The 20925-nt window shown below is 74.2% G+C and carries 20 protein-coding genes; 10 read left to right on the top strand and 10 right to left on the bottom strand.

All coding sequences use genetic code 11. The features are described 5' to 3' along the window. Window positions 1–233: 233 nt before the first annotated feature. Window positions 234–2615, top strand: coding sequence for a SpoIIE family protein phosphatase (locus AQJ11_RS09310; RefSeq protein WP_059262542.1), 2382 nt, complete (start codon window positions 234–236; stop codon window positions 2613–2615). A gap of 15 nt (window positions 2616–2630) precedes the next feature. On the opposite strand, the gene AQJ11_RS09315 is transcribed toward AQJ11_RS09310, so the two are convergent. After that, window positions 2631–3179 (bottom strand): RNA polymerase sigma factor, encoded by a 549-nt coding sequence (locus tag AQJ11_RS09315; protein WP_014676643.1) that lies wholly within the window; start codon window positions 3177–3179, stop codon window positions 2631–2633. A gap of 47 nt (window positions 3180–3226) precedes the next feature. Between AQJ11_RS09315 and AQJ11_RS09320 the strand changes: the two genes are divergently transcribed. From AQJ11_RS09320 to AQJ11_RS09340, 5 genes are all read left to right on the top strand, one after another. Next, window positions 3227–4618 (top strand): serine/threonine-protein kinase, encoded by a 1392-nt coding sequence (locus AQJ11_RS09320; protein ID WP_059262543.1) that lies wholly within the window; start codon window positions 3227–3229, stop codon window positions 4616–4618. Window positions 4619–4779: 161 nt separating this feature from the next. Continuing rightward, window positions 4780–5475: a DUF4232 domain-containing protein gene (locus AQJ11_RS09325; RefSeq protein WP_059262544.1), complete on the top strand. Its 696-nt coding sequence runs from the start codon at window positions 4780–4782 to the stop codon at window positions 5473–5475. A 219-nt stretch (window positions 5476–5694) separates the two neighbouring features. Continuing rightward, complete coding sequence (locus AQJ11_RS09330) at window positions 5695–6936, top strand: polysaccharide deacetylase family protein (protein WP_175252335.1); 1242 nt, start codon at window positions 5695–5697, stop codon at window positions 6934–6936. Window positions 6937–6959: 23 nt separating this feature from the next. Then, window positions 6960–8252: an SLC13 family permease gene (locus AQJ11_RS09335; protein ID WP_059262545.1), complete on the top strand. Its 1293-nt coding sequence runs from the start codon at window positions 6960–6962 to the stop codon at window positions 8250–8252. A 27-nt stretch (window positions 8253–8279) separates the two neighbouring features. Continuing rightward, entirely contained in the window at window positions 8280–8768 is a 489-nt protein-coding gene (locus AQJ11_RS09340; RefSeq protein WP_014676638.1) for a universal stress protein, read from the top strand. A 36-nt stretch (window positions 8769–8804) separates the two neighbouring features. Here the strand turns inward: AQJ11_RS09340 and AQJ11_RS09345 are convergent, their stop codons facing one another. Both AQJ11_RS09345 and AQJ11_RS09350 read right to left on the bottom strand, forming a co-directional pair. Next, on the bottom strand, window positions 8805–10817 hold the full coding sequence (locus tag AQJ11_RS09345) for an RICIN domain-containing protein (RefSeq protein ID WP_059262546.1): 2013 nt from the start codon (window positions 10815–10817) through the stop codon (window positions 8805–8807). Between the two features lie 346 nt (window positions 10818–11163). Beyond that, a complete protein-coding gene (locus AQJ11_RS09350; protein ID WP_059262547.1) occupies window positions 11164–12132 on the bottom strand; it encodes an aldo/keto reductase in 969 nt (322 codons plus the stop codon). A 139-nt stretch (window positions 12133–12271) separates the two neighbouring features. On the opposite strand from AQJ11_RS09350, the gene AQJ11_RS09355 reads away from it, so the two are divergent. Then, window positions 12272–13123 (top strand): endo alpha-1,4 polygalactosaminidase, encoded by an 852-nt coding sequence (locus tag AQJ11_RS09355; RefSeq protein ID WP_059262548.1) that lies wholly within the window; start codon window positions 12272–12274, stop codon window positions 13121–13123. Window positions 13124–13174: 51 nt separating this feature from the next. Here AQJ11_RS09355 and AQJ11_RS09360 read toward each other — a convergent pair whose 3' ends face one another. From AQJ11_RS09360 to AQJ11_RS09370, 3 genes are all read right to left on the bottom strand, one after another. Continuing rightward, on the bottom strand, window positions 13175–13375 hold the full coding sequence (locus AQJ11_RS09360) for a ferredoxin (RefSeq protein ID WP_014676634.1): 201 nt from the start codon (window positions 13373–13375) through the stop codon (window positions 13175–13177). Window positions 13376–13387: 12 nt separating this feature from the next. Then, the gene (locus AQJ11_RS09365) at window positions 13388–14617 is read right to left on the bottom strand and encodes a cytochrome P450 (protein ID WP_059262549.1); all 1230 of its coding nucleotides are present in this window, start codon (window positions 14615–14617) and stop codon (window positions 13388–13390) included. Between the two features lie 193 nt (window positions 14618–14810). Further along, window positions 14811–15269 (bottom strand): nuclear transport factor 2 family protein, encoded by a 459-nt coding sequence (locus tag AQJ11_RS09370; RefSeq protein WP_059262550.1) that lies wholly within the window; start codon window positions 15267–15269, stop codon window positions 14811–14813. A gap of 212 nt (window positions 15270–15481) precedes the next feature. Here AQJ11_RS09370 and AQJ11_RS09375 point away from each other — a divergent pair, with 212 nt between their 5' ends. Continuing rightward, complete coding sequence (locus tag AQJ11_RS09375) at window positions 15482–15931, top strand: nitroreductase family deazaflavin-dependent oxidoreductase (RefSeq protein WP_014676631.1); 450 nt, start codon at window positions 15482–15484, stop codon at window positions 15929–15931. Between the two features lie 79 nt (window positions 15932–16010). On the opposite strand, the gene AQJ11_RS09380 is transcribed toward AQJ11_RS09375, so the two are convergent. Next, entirely contained in the window at window positions 16011–16937 is a 927-nt protein-coding gene (locus tag AQJ11_RS09380; protein WP_244218182.1) for a cation diffusion facilitator family transporter, read from the bottom strand. A gap of 452 nt (window positions 16938–17389) precedes the next feature. Between AQJ11_RS09380 and AQJ11_RS09385 the strand changes: the two genes are divergently transcribed. Together AQJ11_RS09385 and AQJ11_RS09390 are read left to right on the top strand one after the other, a co-directional pair. Further along, window positions 17390–18406, top strand: coding sequence for a glutathione S-transferase family protein (locus AQJ11_RS09385; protein WP_059262552.1), 1017 nt, complete (start codon window positions 17390–17392; stop codon window positions 18404–18406). A gap of 28 nt (window positions 18407–18434) precedes the next feature. Continuing rightward, window positions 18435–18737 carry a DUF4235 domain-containing protein gene (locus tag AQJ11_RS09390; protein WP_014676628.1) on the top strand — a complete coding sequence of 101 codons (303 nt, stop codon included), beginning with the start codon at window positions 18435–18437 and terminating at the stop codon, window positions 18735–18737. Between the two features lie 171 nt (window positions 18738–18908). On the opposite strand, the gene AQJ11_RS09395 is transcribed toward AQJ11_RS09390, so the two are convergent. The 3 genes from AQJ11_RS09395 to AQJ11_RS09405 form a co-directional block, all read right to left on the bottom strand. Next, on the bottom strand, window positions 18909–19301 hold the full coding sequence (locus AQJ11_RS09395; RefSeq protein WP_014676627.1) for a VOC family protein: 393 nt from the start codon (window positions 19299–19301) through the stop codon (window positions 18909–18911). Window positions 19302–19353: 52 nt separating this feature from the next. Further along, complete coding sequence (locus tag AQJ11_RS09400; RefSeq protein WP_014676626.1) at window positions 19354–19818, bottom strand: pyridoxamine 5'-phosphate oxidase family protein; 465 nt, start codon at window positions 19816–19818, stop codon at window positions 19354–19356. Between the two features lie 205 nt (window positions 19819–20023). Further along, window positions 20024–20887, bottom strand: coding sequence for a hypothetical protein (locus AQJ11_RS09405; protein WP_059262554.1), 864 nt, complete (start codon window positions 20885–20887; stop codon window positions 20024–20026). Window positions 20888–20925: the final 38 nt, after the last annotated feature.

Consider the following 20925-nt stretch of genomic DNA (forward strand, 5'->3'; position numbering starts at 1 on the left):
TCGTGAACAAACAGATTCTGACGTCCAACCACACACGATCGTCAAGGGTCCGGAACCCTGCGCGTACCGTCGGCGGCGCATCGGCCGGATTCGGCCCTTGACCGCGCCCCGGCCTGTTCGACGGGTCGGCCCGGCGGCCGGGAATCGGGGCTCATGGGCGGGCGCGAAGCACTAGGCTGGTACACGAGTGGTGCCACCTGTTCACTGTGAGTGTGCGCTTGGGAGCGGCGACGATGAGCCGGGTCTATCCGTTCGACGATGCGGCGACGGCCCGGGCTGTCATCGGCCACGACGGAACGCTGGTGGAGTGGAACGAGGGCGCCCGCCGCCTGCTCGGCCACCCGGCCGACGCCGTCCTGGGCCGCCCCGCCGCCGAGCTGCTGGCCGACGCCGGCACCCCGGTGCCGCCCACGGGCCCCCGCTGGGCGGGAACGGTCGGATTGCGCCACCGGGACGGCCGTACCGTCCTCGTGTGGCTGCTCGCCCACCACCGCCCGCCGCACGACGAGCACCCGGGCGACTGGCTCGTGGTCACCCCGCTCACCGGCACCGGTCCGCCCGCCGCCGACGACCCGCTCACCGAGGCCGGCCTGATCCAGTCGCCGTGCCCGGTCGCCGTCTACGACGACCGGCTGCGGCTGCGCCGGATGAACGAGGCGATGGCCGGCGTCGTCGGGCTGCCCGAGGAGCGGGTACGCGGGCTGCGGCTCGCGGAGATCGGCGGCAGACCGCAGAGCGAGGAGCTGGAGGAGAGCATGCTCCGGGTGCTGGCCTCGGGCCGGCCCCTGGACGTGCAGACCTTCATGCGCACCGGCGGCGAGGACCGGGCCCACGCCTGGCTCGCCAGCATGGCGCCGGTCCGGGACCCGGCCGGCCGGGTCCGGGGCGTGTGCCTGGCCGCGCACGACATCACCGACAACCACCGCGCCCGGCAGCGGCTGCAACTGCTCAACGAGGCCAGCGTGCGCATCGGGACCACGCTCGACGTCACGCGTACCGCGCAGGAGCTGGCCGACATGTGCGTGCCCGTGCTCGCCGACTTCGTCACCATCGACCTGCTGGACCCGCAGGAGTACGGCGGTGAGCCCCCGGCCCGCATCACCGCGCCGGTGCGGCTGCGCCGCGCCGCCCACCAGTCGGTGCTGCCGGACCTGCCGGAGGTGGTGGTCCGGCCCGGGACGACGGAGGAGTACCCGGCCCTCTCCCCCCAGGCCGACTCGATGACCGCGGGCCGCACGATCACCGCCTCCGTGTCCGCCGGTGACCTGGACCAGTGGCTGGCCTGGCACCCGGTGCGCGGCGAGCGGGTGCGGCGGTACGGCATCCACTCCTCGATGTCGGTGCCGATCCAGGCCCGCGGACTCACCCTCGGGGTCGCGGTGCTCACCCGGCACCGCCGCCCGGACCCCTTCACCGCGGACGACGTGCTGCTGGCCGAGGAGATCACCGCGCGGGCGGCCGTCTGCATCGACAACGCCCGCCGCTACTCGCGCGAACGGGAGACGGCGCTCGCGCTCCAGCGCAGCCTGCTCCCCCGCTCGCTGCCGCGCACGGCCGCGCTGGACGCCTCCTCCCGCTATCTGCCGGCCGCGCGCGCCGGCGTGGGCGGGGACTGGTTCGATGTGATCCCGCTGTCCGGGCTGCGGGTCGCGATGGTCGTCGGGGACGTCGTCGGGCACGGCATCCAGGCCTCGGCCACCATGGGCCGGCTCCGCACCGCCGTGCGTACCCTCGCCGACATCGACCTGGCCCCGGACGAGCTGCTCACCCACCTGGACGACCTGGTGCTGCGGCTGTCGGAGGACGCCGGCGCCGAGGGCAGTCCGGGCGAGGTCGGCGCGACCTGCCTGTACGCCGTCTACGACCCGGTGTCCCGCCGCTGCGCGCTGGCCCGCGCCGGGCATCCGCCGCCCGTGCTGCTGCGGCCGGGCGGCCGGCCCCAGCAGCTCGACCTGCCCGCCGGTCCCCCGCTGGGCCTCGGCGGGCTGCCGTTCGAGTCCACCGAGGTGGACCTGCCCGAGGGCACCGTCCTCGCCCTGTACACGGACGGTCTGGTGCAGTCCCGGGAACGGGACCTGGACGCCAGCCGCGAGCTGCTGCACCGGGCGCTGGGGCGGGACACGGACTCCCTCGACGAGGCGTGCGACTTCGTCCTGCACGCCCTGCTCCCGGGCGGGGCCGCACCGGACGACGTGGCGCTGCTGCTGGCCCGCACCCGGGGGCTGCCCGCCTCGCAGGTGGCGACCTGGGACATCCCCGCCGACCCGGCGCTGGTCGCGCCGATCCGCAAGCAGGTCGTGGACCAGCTGGACGCCTGGTCGCTGAGCGAGGCGACGTTCACGGCGGAGCTCGTGGTCAGCGAGCTGGTCACCAACGCCATCCGGTACGGGGCGCGGCCGATCCGGCTCCGGCTGATCCACGACGCGACCACGCTGATCTGCGAGGTCTCCGACACCAGCCACACCGCGCCGCACCTGCGCCGGGCGAAGACCTTCGACGAGGGCGGCCGGGGCCTGCTGCTGGTCGCCCAGCTCACCCAGCGCTGGGGCAGCCGGCACACCCCGGAGGGCAAGACGATCTGGGCCGAACTGCCGCTGTACGAGGAGGACCGGTAGCCGCGGGGCCGCCTCTCAGGAGGCGGCCAGCCAGGGCCGCACCTGTTTGCGGGCCTCGTGCAGACGGGACTTGAGGGTGCCGAGCGGGATGCCCGCGCGCTCGGCGGCCTCGGCGTAGTCCAGCTGGCAGATGTCCCGGTAGACCAGCGGCGCCACCAGATGCGGATGCTCGCGCTCCAGCCGCTCCAGGGCCTCCAGCAGATCCACCCGGGAGCCGGCGATGACGCTGGTGGTGCGCGGGTCGACGGCGTGTGCGGGCTCGATGGCCGCGGGCTGTTCGGCGGCCCGCCGTTTCAGCTCGCGGTACTTCTGCCGGCAGCAGTTGGCGACGACGGTGTACAGCCAGGTGCCGAAGCGGCTGCGGCCCTGGAAGCCGGTGATGTGCCGGGCGACCTGGAGCAGCACGTCCTGCGCGGCTTCCTCGGCGTCCTCCCGGCAGGGCAGGAAGCGCGCGCAGCGGCGCACGACCTCGGGCCGTATCTCGGTCAGCAGCCGGTCCAGGGCCCCGCTGTCGCCGGCGGCGGCGCGCCGGGCGAGGTCTTCCGTCGGCGCCTGGTCCTGCACGGACGGGCCCCCCTCCAAGTCGATCTCAGGCCAGGCATGATAGTCGTATGCACCCCCTGGAGCGGATCGGCCGCCACCGCCTCGAACGGCCGCTGGGCAGCGGCGCCTTCGCCACGGTGTGGCTCGCGCACGACCCCGAGCTCCAGGCCCCCGTGGCGGTGAAGGTCCTCGCCGAGAACTGGTCGCACCGGCTCGACATCAGGGAGCGCTTCCTGTCCGAGGCGCGGCTGCTGCGCCGGGCCGGGTCCAGCCGGGTGGTGCAGGTCTACGACATCGGGGAACTCCCGGACGGCAGGCCGTACTTCGTGATGGAGTACGCCGCCGGCGGGACCCTCGCCGATCTGCCGGCGGGCGGCCCGCTGCCGGTGCGGGAGGCGCTCGCGCTGACCGCCGAGGCCGCGCGCGGCGCCGCCGCGCTGCACGAGGCGGGCATAGTCCACCGCGACATCAAGCCGACCAATGTGCTGTTGCACACCGCCCCGGACGGCACCCGCCGGGTGCTGCTGGCCGACCTGGGGCTGGCCAAGAGCCTCGCACAGGCGTCGGTGCTGACCCTGGCGGCCGGTTCGGCGGGCTACCAGCCGCCGGAGCAGGCCGAGCCGGGCGAGGGCATCGACGAGCGGGCGGACGTCTACAGCCTGGGCGCGGTCGGCTACGAACTGCTCACCGGGACCGTCCCGGGCCCGCCGGGGAAGGTGATACCGCCCCGGCGGCTGCGGCCGGAGCTCGGCGCGGACGTGGAGCGGGCGCTGCTGCGCGCGCTGGAGCCGGACCGGGCGCGGCGCTGGCCGGGCGCCCTGGCGTTCGCCCACGAGCTGGAGCGGCTGGCCGCAGGTCCGTCGGCGCGGCCCGCGCGGCGCCTGGACGGGGTGCGCGGCCGGCTCAACACCGTGACGCTGGCCGTGGCCGCGGTCCTCGCCGCCACCGCCGCCGCGGTGGCGGTGACCGTGGCGCTGCACCGGGACGGCGGCACGGACGACGGGGTGCGGATCGCGGACGCCACCGGGCGGGTGACCCTCCGGGTGCCCGCCGGCTGGGGCCGCGAGCTGCGCGACTCCGGCTGGGACCCGCACGCGCTCGGGCTGCCGGCGGGGCACGAACCGGGTCTCGTGGTGGCCGACGACCTGTCCGGCTGGTCCGATCCGAAGGCCGCCGTGGACGGGGTGTTCGTCGGGGTCGGCGGGCGCGGCGACGTCACCGCGAAGGTGAAGGCGCTCGCGCACCCCGGCTGCCGCTACACGGGCGCCCACGGCTTCACGGACACCGACTGGCACGGGCTGGTCCGGGCCTGGAACGACTGCCCGGACGGCGGCTCGATCACCGAGTCCGCGCTGCTCCCGGCCGCCGGGGCGGCGCGGTCGCAGGTGTACGTGCAGGTGCGCGAGCGGGGTGACGGCGGCGCCGCCGACGGCGTGCTCCGTTCGCTGCGGGTGGCCTGAACGCGCCTGCCGGGAGCGGGCGCGGGGAAGAGAACACGACAGAACCCGGCGCGTCCCGAACTTTTCCGGCGGTCCGTGCATCGGACGGAGAGGACGGCGCACCCGGCGCCGTAGGCACGCGTTCCCGTCGCGTGCCGTGACCTCCAGGAGTGTTGAGCGACATGGTGTACACCCCCCGGTCCGCGCGGCACGGGGCCCTGCTCGTGGGCACGGTCGCCGTGCTGGGCCTGCTGACCGCCTGCGGCGACGGCACGAGCGAGCACGGCGAGGCCCCGGCCACCGTCTCGGGTACGGCCGCCCCCGCGACGGACGGCACGACGAGCCCGGCGCCGCCCGCCACGGCCTCCTCCGCCACCGGCACCGGCTCGCCGGCCGCGCCCCGGACGACCACGTCCCCGGGCGGCGCCACGGCCACGACCGCCCCGGCCGCGACGAGCACCCGCTGCCACACCTCCGAGCTGCGCGCCTCCGTGGGCCGCAACGACCCGGGCGCCGGCCAGGAGAACTTCCCCGTGGTCCTCACCAACGCCTCCGCCCGGACCTGCACCCTGCACGGGTATCCGGGCGCGGCCTTCGTGGGCGCCTCCGGTGACCAGCTCGGTCCGGACCCGAAGCGGTCCCCGGGCACGCCGGTGACCGTCACGCTCAAGCCCGGGCAGAGCGCCTGGGCGGGGCTGACCTTCTCCAACCCGGGGGTCAGCGGCGCGAAGACGGCCACGCCGGCCGCGCTGCTGGTGACTCCGCCGGACGAGCGGGACCAGGTGAAGGTGGTCTGGAAGGGCGGCCCCGTGCCGGTCTCCGGCAACTCCTCGACCGTCCGTCTGACGGTGTTCACCCCCGGCGCCGGGCCCTCCTGACCCGACGCCCCCGCGCGCGGACCCCGCTGTCACTCCCCCGAGGCAGCGGGGTCCGTCATGCCGGCGCCGGACGCGTTCGGCATGCCGGCGCCCACAACTGTCACAGGACGGCAACAGCCGCCGCAGGCCGCGATCTTTTCCCGCCCTCCGGTCATCGAACCCGGTCGACCGCACAGCGAAGTGGCCCCCAGGGGCCGTGACCAGGGAATCGGGGAGAAGATGAGCGGGATCTCACGCAGGCGGATGCTGGCGTCCGGGGCGGTGGCGGGCGCCCTCGGAACACTGGCCGCCTGCTCCTCCGGCACCGGCCTGAGGACCGGCGGGCCAGACCCGGCGGACGGGAAGGGCACCGCGCAGGCCCGGCCGGTGAAGCCGATCGGCGACGGCTCCACCGCCGACACCGGCGCCCAGCCGCACCAGCCGGAGCCGGAGCGGCTGCGTCCGGGCCGGCGGCCCCCGCAGTTCGTGGTGTTCTCGTGGGACGGCGCGGGCGAGCTGAGCAACAAGCTGTTCTCCCGGTTCCGCAAGGTGGCCGCCGACCACGGCGCCGGGATGACGTTCTTCCTCAGCGGCATCTACACGCTGCCCGAGTCCAAGAAGCACCTGTACCGGCCGCCGCAGCACCCGGTCGGCGCCTCCGCGATCGGCTACCTCGCCGACCGGCACATCCACGCCACGCTCCAACAGGTGCGCGCGGCCTGGCTGGAGGGCCACGAGATCGGCACCCACTTCAACGGTCACTTCTGCGGCGCGACCGGCGTGCGCAACTGGTCCCCGGCCGAGTGGCGCAGCGAGATCGACCAGGCGGTGGACTTCGTGACGAAGTGGAAGACCAACACCGGCTTCACCGACCTCGACCCGTTGCCCTTCGACTACCGCAAGGAGCTGATCGGCGGCCGTACCCCCTGTCTGGAGGGCCAGGCCCGGCTGCTGCCCACCGCCGCCGCGCTCGGCTGGAAGTACGACGCCAGTTCCCCCGGCGGCCTCCAGGTCTGGCCGGGCAAGGTGCAGGGAGGCAGGCTCTGGGACTTCCCGCTCCAGTCCATACCGTTCGCCGGGCACTCCTTCCAGGTCCTCTCGATGGACTACAACATGATGTTCAACCAGTCCGGCGGGAACCCGCTCGGCGACCGCGCGCAGTACGACACCTGGCGCGTCCAGGCCCGCGACACCTACCTGGCCGGTTTCCGGCGGGCCTACGAGTCCAACCGCGCGCCCCTCTTCATCGGCAACCACTTCGAACGCTGGAACGGCGGCATCTACATGGACGCCGTCGAGGAGGCGATCGGGAAGATGGCCGCCTACGACGACGTGCGGTTCGTGTCCTTCAAGCAGCTGGTGGCCTGGCTGGAGGCGCAGGATCCGGCGGTGCTGCGCAAGCTGCGCACGCTCGGGCCCGGACAGTCCCCGGCGGGCGGCTGGGCGGAGTTCCTGGGCGCGGCGGGCGCCGGGGCGTCGTAGTCCGTCCGCGATCGTCTGTTTTCATGGGCGGGCACCCTCGATCCACTTCGGAAGGACCCGCCCTGAACACCCCGCTCGCCGAGGCCCTGTCCGCCGTACTGCTGGTCGCCGTGCTGGCCTGGGCCGTCGTACGACCCTTCGGATGGCCGGAGGCGGTCATGGCCGTGCCCGCCGCCGGGATCGCCGTCGCGACCGGCGCCATCTCCCTAGACCACGCGCGGGCCGAGGTGGAGCGGCTCGGCCCGGTGGTCGGGTTCCTGGCGGCGGTGCTGGTGCTCGCCCACTTCTGTGACGTGGAGGGGCTGTTCCAGGCCTGCGGGGCGTGGACGGCGCGATGGGCGGGGGGCCGTCCGGTGCGGCTGCTGACGGCGGTGTTCGCGCTGGCGTCGGTCATCACCGCCGTCCTCAGCCTGGACGCGACGATCGTGCTGCTCACCCCGGTGGTCTTCGCCACGGCCGCGCGGACGGGCGTCCGGCCCAAGCCGCACGTCTACGCCTGTACGCATCTGTCGAACACGGCGTCTCTGCTGCTGCCGGTGTCCAACCTGACGAACCTGCTGGCGTTCGCGGCGAGCGGGCTGAGCTTCACCCGGTTCGCGGCGCTGATGGCGCTGCCGTGGCTGGCCGCGATCGGCGTCGAGTACCTGGTGTTCCGACGGTTCTTCGCCCGGGACCTGGCGGCGGCGGCCCCGGCGGGCCGGGACACCGGTGAGACGCCCGAGCTGCCGCTGTTCGCGCTGGTGACCGTGGGCTGCACGCTGGCGGGGTTCGTGGTGGCGTCGGCGTTCGGCGTGGAGCCCGCCTGGGTGGCCGCGGCGGGCGCGCTGGTGCTGGCCGGGCGGGCGCTGGTGCGCCGGAAGGCGGGTCCGGCGGCCGTCGTACGGGCGGCGGCCCCGGCCTTCCTCGCGTTCGTGCTGGCGCTGGGCATCGTGGTGCGGGCGGTGGTCGACAACGGGCTCGCGGACGTGCTCGGGCGGGTGATGCCGGGCGGCACCGGGCTGCCCGCGCTGCTCGGGATCGCCGCGCTGGCCGCCCTGCTGGCCAACCTGATCAACAACCTGCCCGCGGTCCTGGTCCTGCTGCCGCTGGCGGCACCCGTCGGCCCGGGGGCCGTCCTGGCGGTGCTGCTCGGCGTGAACATCGGCCCCAACCTCACCTACGCCGGGTCGCTGGCCACGCTGCTGTGGCGGCGGATCGTCCACCAGCACGAGCACGACGTGGACCTCCGCGAGTTCACCCGGCTGGGGCTGCTCGCCGTGCCCTCCTCCCTCGCCATCGCGGTGGTGGCACTGTGGGGGTCGCTGCAAATCCTGTGACGGGTAGTGGGCGAAGGAGGCCGAGGAATGCGTGTGATCGCCTGGCTCGTGGAAGGCACCTGGCCCGCCTGCGTGGACGCGGTGCGCGCCCACGCACCGGGCGACGCCGAGGTGGTGCTGCTCCATGTGAGCGGGCCGGACGTGCCGGCGGTGGCACACGGGGCCTTCGCCGGGCTGCTCGGGCGGCGGAGCCAGGACCCGGGTGACCGCCTCGAAGCGCTCGGTGACACGTCGGCGACCGCCCTGCTCGACGCGGCGGCCGAGCGGCTGGGCCGGCCCTGCGTGCGCGAGGAGCGGTCGGGCCGGGTCGAACGGGAGGTCGTGGCCGCCGCCGAGGGGGCCGGGCTGCTCGTGCTGGCGCGGGACGGGGACCGGTCCCGGCTGGGCCCGAAGAGCCTGGGACCGGCCGTACGCTTCGCCGTCGACCACGCGCCCTGCCCGGTCCTGCTGGTCTGGCCGGAACCGGCCCCGCGGCTGGACACGATCCCGCCACCGCCGCCGCACCACCACCCGTGACCCGGCGGCGCCGGCGTCCTGGGGGGCCGCCCTACGTCACGGCCGGTGCGGCGCGGAGAGGGGGACCGGGGTCCTACCGCCGTCCCAGTCGACGTTCTCCATCCGCAGGTCCGGGTGGGCGGTGTCGACGGCCCAGCGCTGCGCGGTGCCCGCGGCGCGGGTCTTGACCACGAGGGCGCCGGAGCCGTCGGTGGCGGCCGGGGTGAGGGCCAGTCCCTGGTCGGAGCGCGGCAGAAGGGCGCCCTGGCGGGTGACGTCGTAGTGGAGGTCGCGGGCGGCGTCGCCGGTTGCCGTGCAGGGGGCGAGGCGCACGGAGTAGCCGAGGCGGGAGTCCAGGCACAGACCGGGGGCGGCGCCGCTGCGCAGCAGACCGTCGGTCCCGTACGTCCACTGCTGGGTCGGGGCGGCGGAGCAGTCGGCGAGTTCCGTCTCGGCGCCCCGGACGGCCTTGTCGCCGACGACCCCGACGCACAGGCCGGAGGCGAGGTTGCGCAGCCGGCCCCGCAGGGTGCCGTGGCCCGAGGCGTTCCGGTCGGCCCAGGAGGGACCCGGGGAGGCGGCGTCACCGCCCGGCGTACGGGAGGGCGTCCCGACGGCGCCGGGCGCCGGCACGCCGTCGGAGCCGAGCGCCGACCACAGCGCCAGGGGCAGGACGACCAGACCGCTGACGGTGAGGACAGCCAGCGCGAGGTTCCGGCGCCGGGCCCGGCGGGCGGCGCGCTGGACGGAACGGCGGGAGGCGGGCCCCGGCCCGGCGCCTTCCGCGCCCGGGGCGGTGACGGGGTTCGCACGCGTGCGGCGCCGGGCGCTCCGCGCACCCGACAGGGCGGATCCGGCACGCTCGATGCCCTCGGCGACGGCCGAGGAGGCCGCGCCTCGGCGCCGGACGAAGGACACACCAGGGCCGACCGCACGACGTGCACCCCTCGCACCGGACCCACCGGGCACAGCGCGCCCGGCGCCGTCGGTCGCGGCGGAGGAGGCTCCCCCTGCGCGCCGGACACGCGATGTACCGCGCCCCGCCGGCCGGCGGGCGCCCCCCAGACCCGGCACACCGGAGTCGACGTCGTCCGTGTCCTCGGCAACGGTGGACCGTGCTCCCCCGGACGACGGGCGTCGGTGGGCCGATCGACCGGGGGCGGGCCCTTCACCGGGTGCGGAGGGTTCGGCGGGTTCGGCGGGGGCGAACTCCTCCCCGGCCCGGGGGCCCGCGGGTGCGACGGCGGCGGCGGCCGGTGCCGGCGGCTGCCGCGTGTCCGCCGCCCGGGACTCCAGGTAGCCGCAGGCGCCCCAGCCGAGGACCGCCTCGGCGAGTGCGAGGGCCAGGCCGTCGTTGAAGCGGGCGAGTTGGTCGCCGGTCCCGGCGCAGTGGGAGCAGCCGGCCAGGTGCCGGCGCAGGTCGGGGTCGATGTCGGTGCCGCCGCGCCGGAAGGTCACGTCGAGCATGCGCAGATAGCGCTGGCAGTCGTCCTCGGGGGCGAGTTCGCGGTGCGCCTGGAGGCACTCCTCGCGCAGCCGCTCGCGGGCCCGGCGGAGTTCGACGCGGGCGTCCTCCTCGTCCAGGCCGAGCAGCGCGGCGGGCACGGCCAGGGGTTCGGCCTCGACCTCGGTGTGCCACAGCAGGACGCGGGAGGTCTCGGGCACCCGCTGGAACGCGCGGGACAGCAGCCTGCGGCCGGGCGGTGGCAGCAGCCGGGCCGAGGCCCGCTCGCCGGTGCCGTCCCCGGAACGCAGGGCAGGGTGGAGGAGTTCCCGGCGGCCGTCGGTGTCCCACTCGGCCGCGATCCGGCGGACGGCGACCAGGACATGGGGCCGCCAGGCCGCGGTCGGGCCGGATTGCCGGAGGGACGCGCCGAAGAGCCGGGTGAAGGCGGCGGTGGTGAGCATGCCGGCGGCGCGCGGTCCGTCGGTGCACAGCCGGGCGTAGGCGAAGGCCGCCGCCCAGTGCCGGTCGAGGAGTTCGCCGACGGGACGCAGGGCGGGCGACGCTCCCGTCCACTTCTTCAGTTCGGCGCTCAGCTGCTCGTCCGACAGGCCTGCGTCGGTCACGGCCGAATTCCTCCAGGGGCATTGCCGAAATAAGTCCATACCAAGCGGTACGGCGATGTCGTGGCAGCTCGAACGTCCGCCTGAGGCGGCACTTTTACACAGCCGGAGACACCGGAACAAGCGATCTCCCGATTCTCAGGATTTCCCGCCCCGGATTCTCTCTATTGACATTTCGTCAAGGGCCGCCATTTCCCCCCTTTCCGCTGTTCGCCCGCCCGATAGGCGCCGGGCCGCGTCCCGTACCGCGCGCGGAACACCCCACGGAAGTGAAAGGGGGGTCGGGAACCCGGAGGCGGCGGGGGTCCGTGCGGCACGGAGTCCGCACCGCACGGACCGCACCGACCGGTCAGTGGCCGCTGATCTCGTGCGGCGAGTACGGCCGCTCCAGTTCCTCGATCTCCTTCTCGCTGAGCTCCAGTTCGACGGCGGCCACCGCGTCCTCGATGTGCTGCGGCTTGGCGGCGCCGACGATCGGTGCGGCCACGGTGTCCTGGTGCAGCAGCCAGGCGAGGGCCACCTGGGCGCGCGGCACGCCCCGCTCGCCGGCGATCCGGGTGACGGCCTCGACGATCGCGTGGTCGCCCTCCAGGTAGAGCCGGCTGCCGAAGGCGTCGTTCGCGCTGCGCTCGGTCACCGCGCCCCAGTCACGGGTGAGCCGGCCACGGGCGAGCGGGCTCCACGGCAGCACGCCGACGCCCTGGTCCGCGCACAGGGGCAGCATCTCCCGCTCCTCCTCGCGGTAGAGCAGGTTGTAGTGGTTCTGCATGGACACGAACTTGGTCCAGCCGTGCCGCTCGGCGGTGTACTGCGCCTTGGAGAACTCCCACGCGTACATCGAACTCGCCCCGATGTAGCGGACCTTGCCCGCCTTCACCAGGTCGTGCAGCGCCTCCATCGTCTCCTCGATGGGGGTCTCGTGGTCGTAGCGGTGGATCTGGTAGAGGTCGACGTAGTCGGTGCCGAGGCGGCGCAGGCTGTGGTCGATCTCGCTCATGATGGCCTTGCGGGACAGCCCGGCCCCGTTGGGACCCGGCCGCATCCGGCCGTGCACCTTGGTGGCGAGCACGATCTCGTCGCGGTGGGCGAAGTCCCGCAGGGCCTTCCCGACGATCTCCTCGCTGGTGCCGTCGGAGTAGACGTTCGCGGTGTCGAAGAAGTTGATGCCCGCCTCCAGCGCCTGCCGGATCAGCGGGCGGGACGCCTCCTCGTCCAGGGTCCACTCGTGCGTGCCGCGGTCCGGCAGTCCGTAGGTCATGCAGCCCAGACAGATCCGCGAGACGTCCAGGCCCGTGGAACCGAGCTTCACGTACTGCATCGTTGCTGCTCCTGCCTTCGGGACGATGGTCACGGCCGAGCCTACGACCTGAGGCGGGGCCGACTTGACGTCCGGAGCGTACGGACGATCTGATCCTGACACGTACCGCGCCGCCCGGCGTGGGCAGGACGGAGCGGACGTGCCCCTGACACGTGTTCACCGCGCCACGGGGGCGCGCACGGCCCTGGGCGCCCTGGCAGCGGCCTTGGTCGTCGCGGTGACGGCGCTGTCCGGCTGCGCCTCCGGCGAGCGGGAGGAGGAGAACGCGCCCCGGCGCGCCACGCTGCGGCTGCCCCCGCGGCACGCCGGGTTCGACTACCAGATCGGCGGTGCCTATCCCCCGCCCGCGGGCGTGCGGATCGTCAGCCGCGACCGCTCGGACTCCCCCGCACCGGGCCTGTACACCATCTGCTACGTCAACGCCTTCCAGGCCCAGCCCGACGAGCGCTCCTCCTGGCCGGCCGACCTGCTGCTGCGCGACGCGCGGGGCCGGGTCGTCGTCGACGAGGACTGGAACGAACCGCTGCTCGACATCGGCACCCCGGCCAAGCGGGAACGGGTGGCGCGCCGGGTGAACCGCTGGATCGACGGCTGCGCGGACAAGGGCTTCGACGCCGTCGAGCCCGACAACTACGACAGCTACACCCGCTCCCACCGGCTGCTCACCGCGTCCGACGCGACGGCGTTCATGCGGCTGCTGTCCCGGCACGCGCACGCCCGGCGGCTGGCCGTCGGACAGAAGAACACCGCGGAGCTGGCCGGGCGGCGCGAGGAGGCCGGGCTGGACTTCGCGGTGACGGAGGAGTGCGGGCAGTACGACGAGTGCGAGGTGTACGCGAAGGCGTTCGACGACCGGGTGGTGGACATCGAGTACACCGACGCCGGCCTGCGCGCGGCCCGCGCCCGCTGGGGGGACCGGCTGAGCATCGTCCGCCGGGACCGGGACGTGTCCACGCCGGGCAGCGCCGGGTACGTCCGCAAGGTGCGCTAGGTGTGCTGTCCGGCGGTACGGCGGTCCGGGCGCCGTACCGCCGGACGGTCGTCAGCCGGTGCTGTCCCGGACGGTGATCGCGCTGACCGGGCAGGCGCGGGCCGCCGCACGGACCATGGGGTCGCCCCCGCCGTCCTCGTGTCCGGGCACGAGCGTGCTGTAGCCGTCGTCGTCCTGGGTGAAGACGCCCGGCGCGGCCAGCGCGCACTGTCCGGCGCCGATACAGACGTCCTTGTCGATGTCGATGTGCATGAGTAGAGCCTCTTACCAGGTCACGGGGAGTTCCAGCATCCCCTGGACCGTGTCGCCGGGTTTGAAGGGGATCTCCTCGGCCGACACGGCCAGCCGCAGCTCCGGCAGCCGGGTGAACAGGCTGCCGAGGGCGATCTCCAGTTCCGCGCGGGCCAGGTTCTGGCCCAGGCACTGGTGGATGCCGAAACCGAAGGCGACGTGGTGGCGGTCGGGGCGGTGGAAGTCCAGGGCGTCGGGGTCGTCGTACACGGACGTGTCACGGTTGATCACGGAGGTTCCGAAGAGCACGCCGTCGCCGGCCCGGATGGTGGTGCCGTCGACCTCGATGTCCTCCAGCGCCACCCGCTGGAGCCCCTCCGCGATGGACAGCATCCGCATCAGCTCCTCCACGGCGGCGGGCAGCAGCGCGGGGTCGGCGCGCAGCTCGGCCAGCCGGTCGGGGTGCCGGAGCAGGGTGTAGGTGCCGAGGGAGATCATGTTCGCGGTGGTCTCATGGCCGGCGACCAGCAGGATGATGGCCAGCGACACGGCGTCGTCGCGGTCCAGCTCCCCCGTGCGCAGCCGGTCGTGGACCAGCTCGTCGAGGATCCCGTCGCCGGGCTCGGCCTCCGCCGCCTTGGCGTCGATCAGTCCGCCGAGGTAGTCCTCCAGCCGGCCGCGGGCCTGAACCGTGTCGGCGGCGGTCGGGCCGCGCAGCAGCCGGCGGGACTGCTCCTCGAAGAACTCGTGGTCGGCGTACGGCACGCCGAGCAGGCCGCAGATCACCATCGACGGCACGGGCAGGGCGAAGGCGGAGACCAGCTCGGCGGGCGGACCCTGGGCGATCATCGCGTCCAGCAGTTCGTCCACGATCCGCTGGATCCAGGGGCGCAGTGCCGCCGCGCGTTTGACGGTGAACGACGGGATCAGCATCCGCCGCTGCCGGTGGTGCTCCGGGTCGTCCACCCCGAGCAGGGCCACCCTGCGGTCGCGGCCCGCCGCGAAGCGGGGCGTGGGCATCGGGAAGCCGGGGCGGCGGCGTTCGGTGGACAGACGGGGGTCGGCGAGCAGGGCGCGGGCGGCGGAGTACCCGGTGACCAGCCAGACCTCGCGGCCGTCGTAGAGGGTGACCCGGGACAGGGGGCGCCCGTCGCGCAGCGGGCCGTAACCGGTGGGCGGGTGGTAGGGGCAGGTGCGGTTCTGGGGGAAAGTGACGGGGCCGGGCGGGGCAGCCGGGGCGGAGATGTCCGTCAGTTCCGTCATGGAAAGACCTCGCAGACGAAGAAGTGCGTCGTGCCGATCATCATTAGATGCCCCAGGCACCTATAGGTCGACGCCAAGTTCGGCCACTTAGGTGACCGTCGTCATCTGGCCGAAGTACCCGGGGTCCGACGGACGGAAACCGGCCACGGCCGCGCGCGGGGCCGCGGCCCGGGGTCGCCCCCCTCGCGTCCGGTCACGTCATCCGGGCGCCCTGCTCGCCGGGGGCGAAGGCGCGGGCGACGGCGAGGCTGTCCTCGTACACGTGGTGCCGTACGACCAGGCCGTCCCGGACGGTGAGGTGCAGGGCGAACCGGGCGGCGTAGGCGCGGCCCGTCGGGACGGCAGTCTGCCGGATGACACCGAGCACGACCGCGTCCTCGCCGTCGGCCAGGACGTGCTCGACGGTGGTGTCGGCCTTCTCCGGGACGTGGTGGGCGGCCAGCTCCCGGTAGTGGGCGGCGGCGTCGGCGCGGGTGGCGCGGTGCCGGATCCACGGCGTGTCGGCGCGGCCGTGTTCCTCCTCGGGCCAGTCCAGCCGCCAGTCGCAGTCCTCCGCGTACAGCTCGGCGATCCGCTCGGGATCGCCCTCGCCGATCCTGCGGAGGAGTTCCCGGACGGCGGCGCGGGTCGCGGCGGTGGGATCGGCGGACATGGGTGGTTCCCTCCCCGGGTGGGCAGTGATCGGGACGCGGACCACTGTGCCGCGCGCGGCGCGGCGGTGCGATGACCCCGGGGGTAATCACCGTGGACGGACGGCGGTCACCCGTTCGGCGCCATCGGCGCGCGGTACGGATGATTCGCGGCGTCACCGGTGTTGTCACGGTGGCAGTCAGCCGTTTGGACCGACGAAGGGAACCCCATCCCATGCCTCTTGAGGGCGAGTACGAACCCAGTCCGACGCAGTGGGTGCGCGAGCAGGTCGAGTTGTACGAGAGCTCGGGCGGGACGAAGGGCACGACGCTGCTCGACACCGGGCTGCCGGTGATCGTGCTGACCACCCGGGGTGCGAAGAGCGGGAAGATCCGCAAGACGCCGTTGATGCGGGTGGAGCACGAGGGCCGGTACGCGGCGGTCGCCTCCCTCGGCGGTGCGCCCAAGCATCCGGTCTGGTACTTCAACGTGAAGTCCGACCCGCACGTCGAGCTCCAGGACGGCCCGGTGAAGCGGGACATGCGGGCCCGCGAGGTCACCGGGGCGGAGAAGGCCGAGTGGTGGGAGCGGGCAGTGGCCGCGTACCCGGCGTACGCCGAGTACCAGACGAAGACGTCCCGGGAGATCCCGGTCTTCGTGCTGGAGCCGCTCGACGAGCGCTGATTCAGGCCGGGGGCCGCCCCGTTCCAGAAAAATCTGTTCCGGGGAGGTGTGAGCCGGCCTCCGGACGGGCACTCGTGGGTCAGGCCCCGCCGCGTTCCCCCGTCGCGGCGGGGCTTTTCCGTGCCTCGCCCGCCGGCCGGTCGGTCACATCGAGGAAGATCTGGTCGGCGTCGGGGAACGTCCGGGCGAGGGACCGCTTGATGCGTACGGCGACCTCCTCGACGCGTTCGCTGTCCAGGCCCGGCACCAGGTCCACACGGGCGGCGACCAGCGTGGAGTCCAGCCCCATCTTCATCGTGAACAGCGCCTCCACACTGTCGATCTCCGGCTGCGCCCGCAGCAGCGCGCGGATCCTGCCGGTCAGCTCCGGGTCGGCGGCCTCCCCGATCAGCTGGGTGCGGGCGTCGCGGCCGAGCCGGAAGGCGACGTAGACGAGGAGCACGCCGATCGCCAGCGAGGCGGACGCCTCCCAGACGACCTGTCCGGTCACCATGTGCAGGGCCATTCCGACCAGGGCGAGGGTCACGCCGAGCACCGCCGTGCCGTCCTCGGCGACCACCGTGCGCAGCGCCGGGTCGCGCAGCGCGCCGAGGCCGCCGCCCTGCCGGCGCACCTGGTGCAGGGCCCGCAGCAGCGAGACGCCCTCGGCGACGAGGGCCACGCCCAGCACGATCAGGCCCGCCACATAGCCGCTGAACTTCTCCTCGGTGTGGCTGCCGAGGGCCTCGACGCCCTGGAAGAAGGAGAAGCAGCCGCCCATGACGAAGATGCCCACGGCGGCGAGCAGGGACCAGAAGAAGCGCTCCTTGCCGTAGCCGAAGGGGTGCCGGGCGTCGGCGGGGCGGCGGCTGCGGCGCAGGGCGGCCAGCAGGAAGACCTCGTTGAGGCTGTCGGCGACCGAGTGCGCGGCCTCCGACAGCAGCGCGGGCGAGCCCGCGAGGACGCCGCCGACCGCCTTGGCGACGGCGATCACCAGATTGGCGGCGAGCGCCACGAGGACGGTGATCTTGGTGTGCTGGTCGCCGTCGGCACCGGCACGCCCCTCGGGGTCGCCGTCGGCGTGGGTGCGTGCGCCGTCCGGTTCGGCGCCCGGTTCGCCCTCCTGGACGCCCGCTGACGGCGCTTCCGGGCGCGACGCGTGAGGGGACGACGCTGTCCGGTCCGCGGCGTATACCGGTTCCGGTGCGCCGTCCGGGGCGTGCGCCCGTGCCGGTGCGCCGTCCTGGGCGTCTGCCCGTGCCGGTACTCCGTCCGGAGTCCGTGCCCGTGCCGGTGCGCCGTCCGGGGCGTGTGCCGGGCGTGTTCCGTTGTCCTCGGCCGTGCGTGCGGCCGGCTCCCGTTCCGAGGGTGTCCCGCTCATCTCTCGGCGGTTGCCCCCGACCGGGCCGCTCACACCGTGCCGGCCGGGTGAAACGGGGAACGCGGTGGTCAGGACCATCCGTGCGGCAAGGAGGAGACATGAGCGGCGACGGCAACCGCGCCTACGGACACCGGACCTTCAGCAGGTCCAGGAGCCACTTCCAGGACCGGATCACCGCCGACGGCCGGGACGGCTGGCCGGTCGAGGCGGGCCGCTACCGGCTGGTGGTCTCCCGCGCCTGCCCGTGGGCGAGCCGCGCGGTGATCTCGCGCCGGCTGCTGGGGCTGGAGGACGCGCTCTCGATGGCGATCGCCGACCCGATCCAGGACGACCGCAGCTGGCGGTTCACCCTGGACCCGGACGGGCGGGACCCGGTGCTCGGCATCCGGTTCCTCAGCGAGGCCTACGACAAGCGCGAGACCGGCTACCCGGGCGGGGTGAGCGTGCCCGCTCTCGTGGACGTCCCCAGCGGCCGGCTGGTCACCAACGACTACCAGCGGATCACCCTGGACCTGGCCACCGAGTGGACGGCCCTGCACCGCGCCGGCGCGCCGGACCTCTACCCGGCCGACCGGCGCGACGAGATCGACGAGGTGATGGCCGAGGTCTACGAGGACGTGAACAACGGGGTGTACCGGGCCGGGTTCGCCACGCACCAGAAGGAGTACGAGGAGGCGTGCACGGCCGTGTTCCGGCGGCTGGAACTGCTCGGTGAGCGGCTGTCCGGGCAGCGGTATCTGGTCGGTGACACCCTCACGGAAGCGGACATCCGGCTGTTCACCACGCTGGTCCGGTTCGACGCGGTCTACCACGGCCACTTCAAGTGCAACCGCTGGAAGCTGGCGGAGCACCCGGTGCTGTGGGCGTACGCCCGGGACCTGTTCCAGACGCCGGGGTTCGGTGACACGGTCGACTTCGACCACATCAAGCGGCACTACTACCAGGTGCACACCGGTATCAACCCGACCGGCATCGTGCCGCTCGGTCCGGACCTCGGCGGCTGGCTGAGCCCGCACGACCGCGCGGAGCTGGGCGGCCGGCCGTTCGGTGACGGTACGGCGCCGGGTCCGGTGGCCCCGGGCGAACGGGTGGCCGCGCAGGGACGGCCCGCATGAGGGCCGATTGACGAGGAAGTAGACACACATGGCCAAGAACAAGAAGAAGAAGCTCCCTCTCGTCTACCAGCCGGTCGGATTCGTGCTCAGCTGGGCGGGCGGCGCGCTGGCCGGTATGGCCTTCCGCAAGGCGTGGATGGCGATCCGGCACGAGGAGGACGCCCCCGACGCCCTGGACCCGGACCGCGGCTGGGGCGAGATCCTGCTGGCCGCCGCGGTCCAGGGCGCGATCTTCGCGGTGGTGCGCAGCGCCGTGGACCGCACCGGCGCGAAGGCCATCGCCCGGTCGACGGGTGTGTGGCCGGCGACCGACAAGGGCGGCCGGGACTGACCGGACCGACCGCCCCCTGCCCCGGCGCCCCGGCCGACCACCGTCGCGGCGCCGGGGTTCATCCCTGCCCCAGCGCCCCGCTGTCCGCCGGCCTCGCCGGGCGCCCCGGGCAGGAGCCGCCCGGCCGACGCCGTTCCCGCACCGCCGTCGACCGGGCCCCCGCGCCGTCGGTCACCCCTGCTTCGGTGCTGTCGGCGGCAGCAGGCGCAGGGTGAAGGAGTGGCCGGCGGGGTCGGCGTAGCCCCGTTCCTCGTACGGGCCCGCCGCGTCCCTCGTCTCGATCGGCCGGCCGCCGAGTCCCACCACGCGCCGCTCGGCCTCGTCCAAGTCCTCGACGAGGAAGTCGAGATGCGCCTGGAGGGAGTTCTCCGGTCGCGGCCAGCTCGGCGGGGTCGCGTTGACATCGCGGCGGAAGGCCAGCCGGACGCCGTCGGCGCCCCTGACCTCCACGAGGTTGGCGGACGCGCTCAGCCGCTCCCCGTCCAGCAACTCGCGGTAGAACTCGGCGAGTTTCTCGGGCTCGGCGCAGTCCAGCACGACCACGCCCGCTTTCACCAGTGCCATGGGTCCTCCCGGGAAGTGTCCTCTCCCCAGCGGATATCCCGGGCCCCCGGATTCAGTCGGCGGTCAGCCACTGTCCGTCGCGCATCAGCTCCCGCCCGCGCAGCTCGTTCTCCTCGCGCCAGGCCTGGATCCGCTCCGGGAAGACCCTGAAGTACAGGTAACGGGCGGCCAGTCGGCGCGGGTCGAAGCCGGTCTTCCCGGCGAACACCTCGGCGTCCTCCTCGGGCAGGTCCTCGGGCGTCACCGCGCGGACGCCGCCGTCGACCAGGACGACGTCCCGGGTGGGGCCGATGCCGAGGCGGGCGCGGCCGGTGGCCACGAGATTGCGGCCGGTGGGGCTGTCCGCCGGGGTGGCGATCAGCAGGCAGCTGCCGTCCCACACGAACGACAGCGGTACGAGGTACGGCGCTGCGCCGTCGGGTCCGGCGGTGGCGACCCACGCGTCGACGTCGTGATCGAGTCGGTGCAGGGTGTCCTTCTTGCGCTGTTCGGCGGTGCGGGCGGGGGGCGGGGTCATGGCGTACGGCCTCCTCTGCGGGATCGTCCCGATCAGTGTGGCCGTGGCCCCCGGTCCGCGCACGGAGTCGCCCAAGGCGTGTCCGGGTGCCCCGAGCGGATCAACGAGCCGGACGTGCTCGGCGCCCGGTGTCACGTCCACGCGCCGGGCGACGACCAGCCCAGACGATCCCGTCACCCGGCCCCGGAAGCCCCGTCCGCGCCGGTCAGTCGCACCCGACGCCCTCCTTCACCAGCGGCCACGCCTCCACCCCGTGGTCCGTGCGGACGTACGCCGTCGCCCTGTCCGCCGTCAGCCACAGCCGCCGGTCACGGAAGCGGTACCCGGTGTCCCGCGCGTCCGCCGGCATGCGGACCTCCGCGCGGTAGGGCGCCCGGAGCAGTTCGTCCCGGCCCAGCACGCCCTCGGGGTCGCGGGCGTAGGTCCGGCCGTCCAGGGCGAGGAAGTCGGCGGACTGCCAGCCGCAGTGCTCCGGTCCCGACGAGCCGTGCAGCCGGGCCACCGGCACCCTCCGGCCCGCGCGGTCGGTCCAGATCTGCCAGTCCGTGGTGGACGTGAAGCTCTCCGGCAGTTCGGCCGGGTCGCAGGAGGCGCTCGTCTCCGGGCCCCAGCCGGGCCGGTCCTTCTGGTCCTTGGCCACGACGACCGCCACCTTGGTGCGGCCGTCCACGTCGTAGGAGTACAGGACCCGGTCCGCCTCCTCGCGTTCCACGCGGTACCCGTGGTCGGGCTCCTCCGGCTGGACCATGTCGAAGTAGAGGGCCAGCCCCTCCTCCGGGGTGTCCCCGCCGTCGGACCTGCTCCAGCCGTCGGGTCCGGAGCCCTGGAAGATCTCCCCGTCGCACTCCAGCGCCCGGCCGGCCGCCCCGGAGGCCAGGCGCAGCGCCCGGGGTGTGCTCTCGTCGAGTTCCTCGGTCGGTACGTCGAGCGGACCGCTGTACGGGGTGGCCGGCGGGGTGCCCTCCACCACCAGGCCGGGCCCGGGCCCGTCGTCGCACCCGGCCACCGCCCCCACCGTCACGGCCGTCACAGCCGTCAGTACCGCCGTCGCCACCAGCCCTGTGCGCATTCCCGCCCCTGTTCTCCCGTGCTCCGTGCGGTCCTTCG

Origin of the sequence: Streptomyces corchorusii (assembly GCF_001514055.1) — a bacterium.
Classification (GTDB): Bacteria; Actinomycetota; Actinomycetes; order Streptomycetales; family Streptomycetaceae; genus Streptomyces; species Streptomyces olivaceoviridis.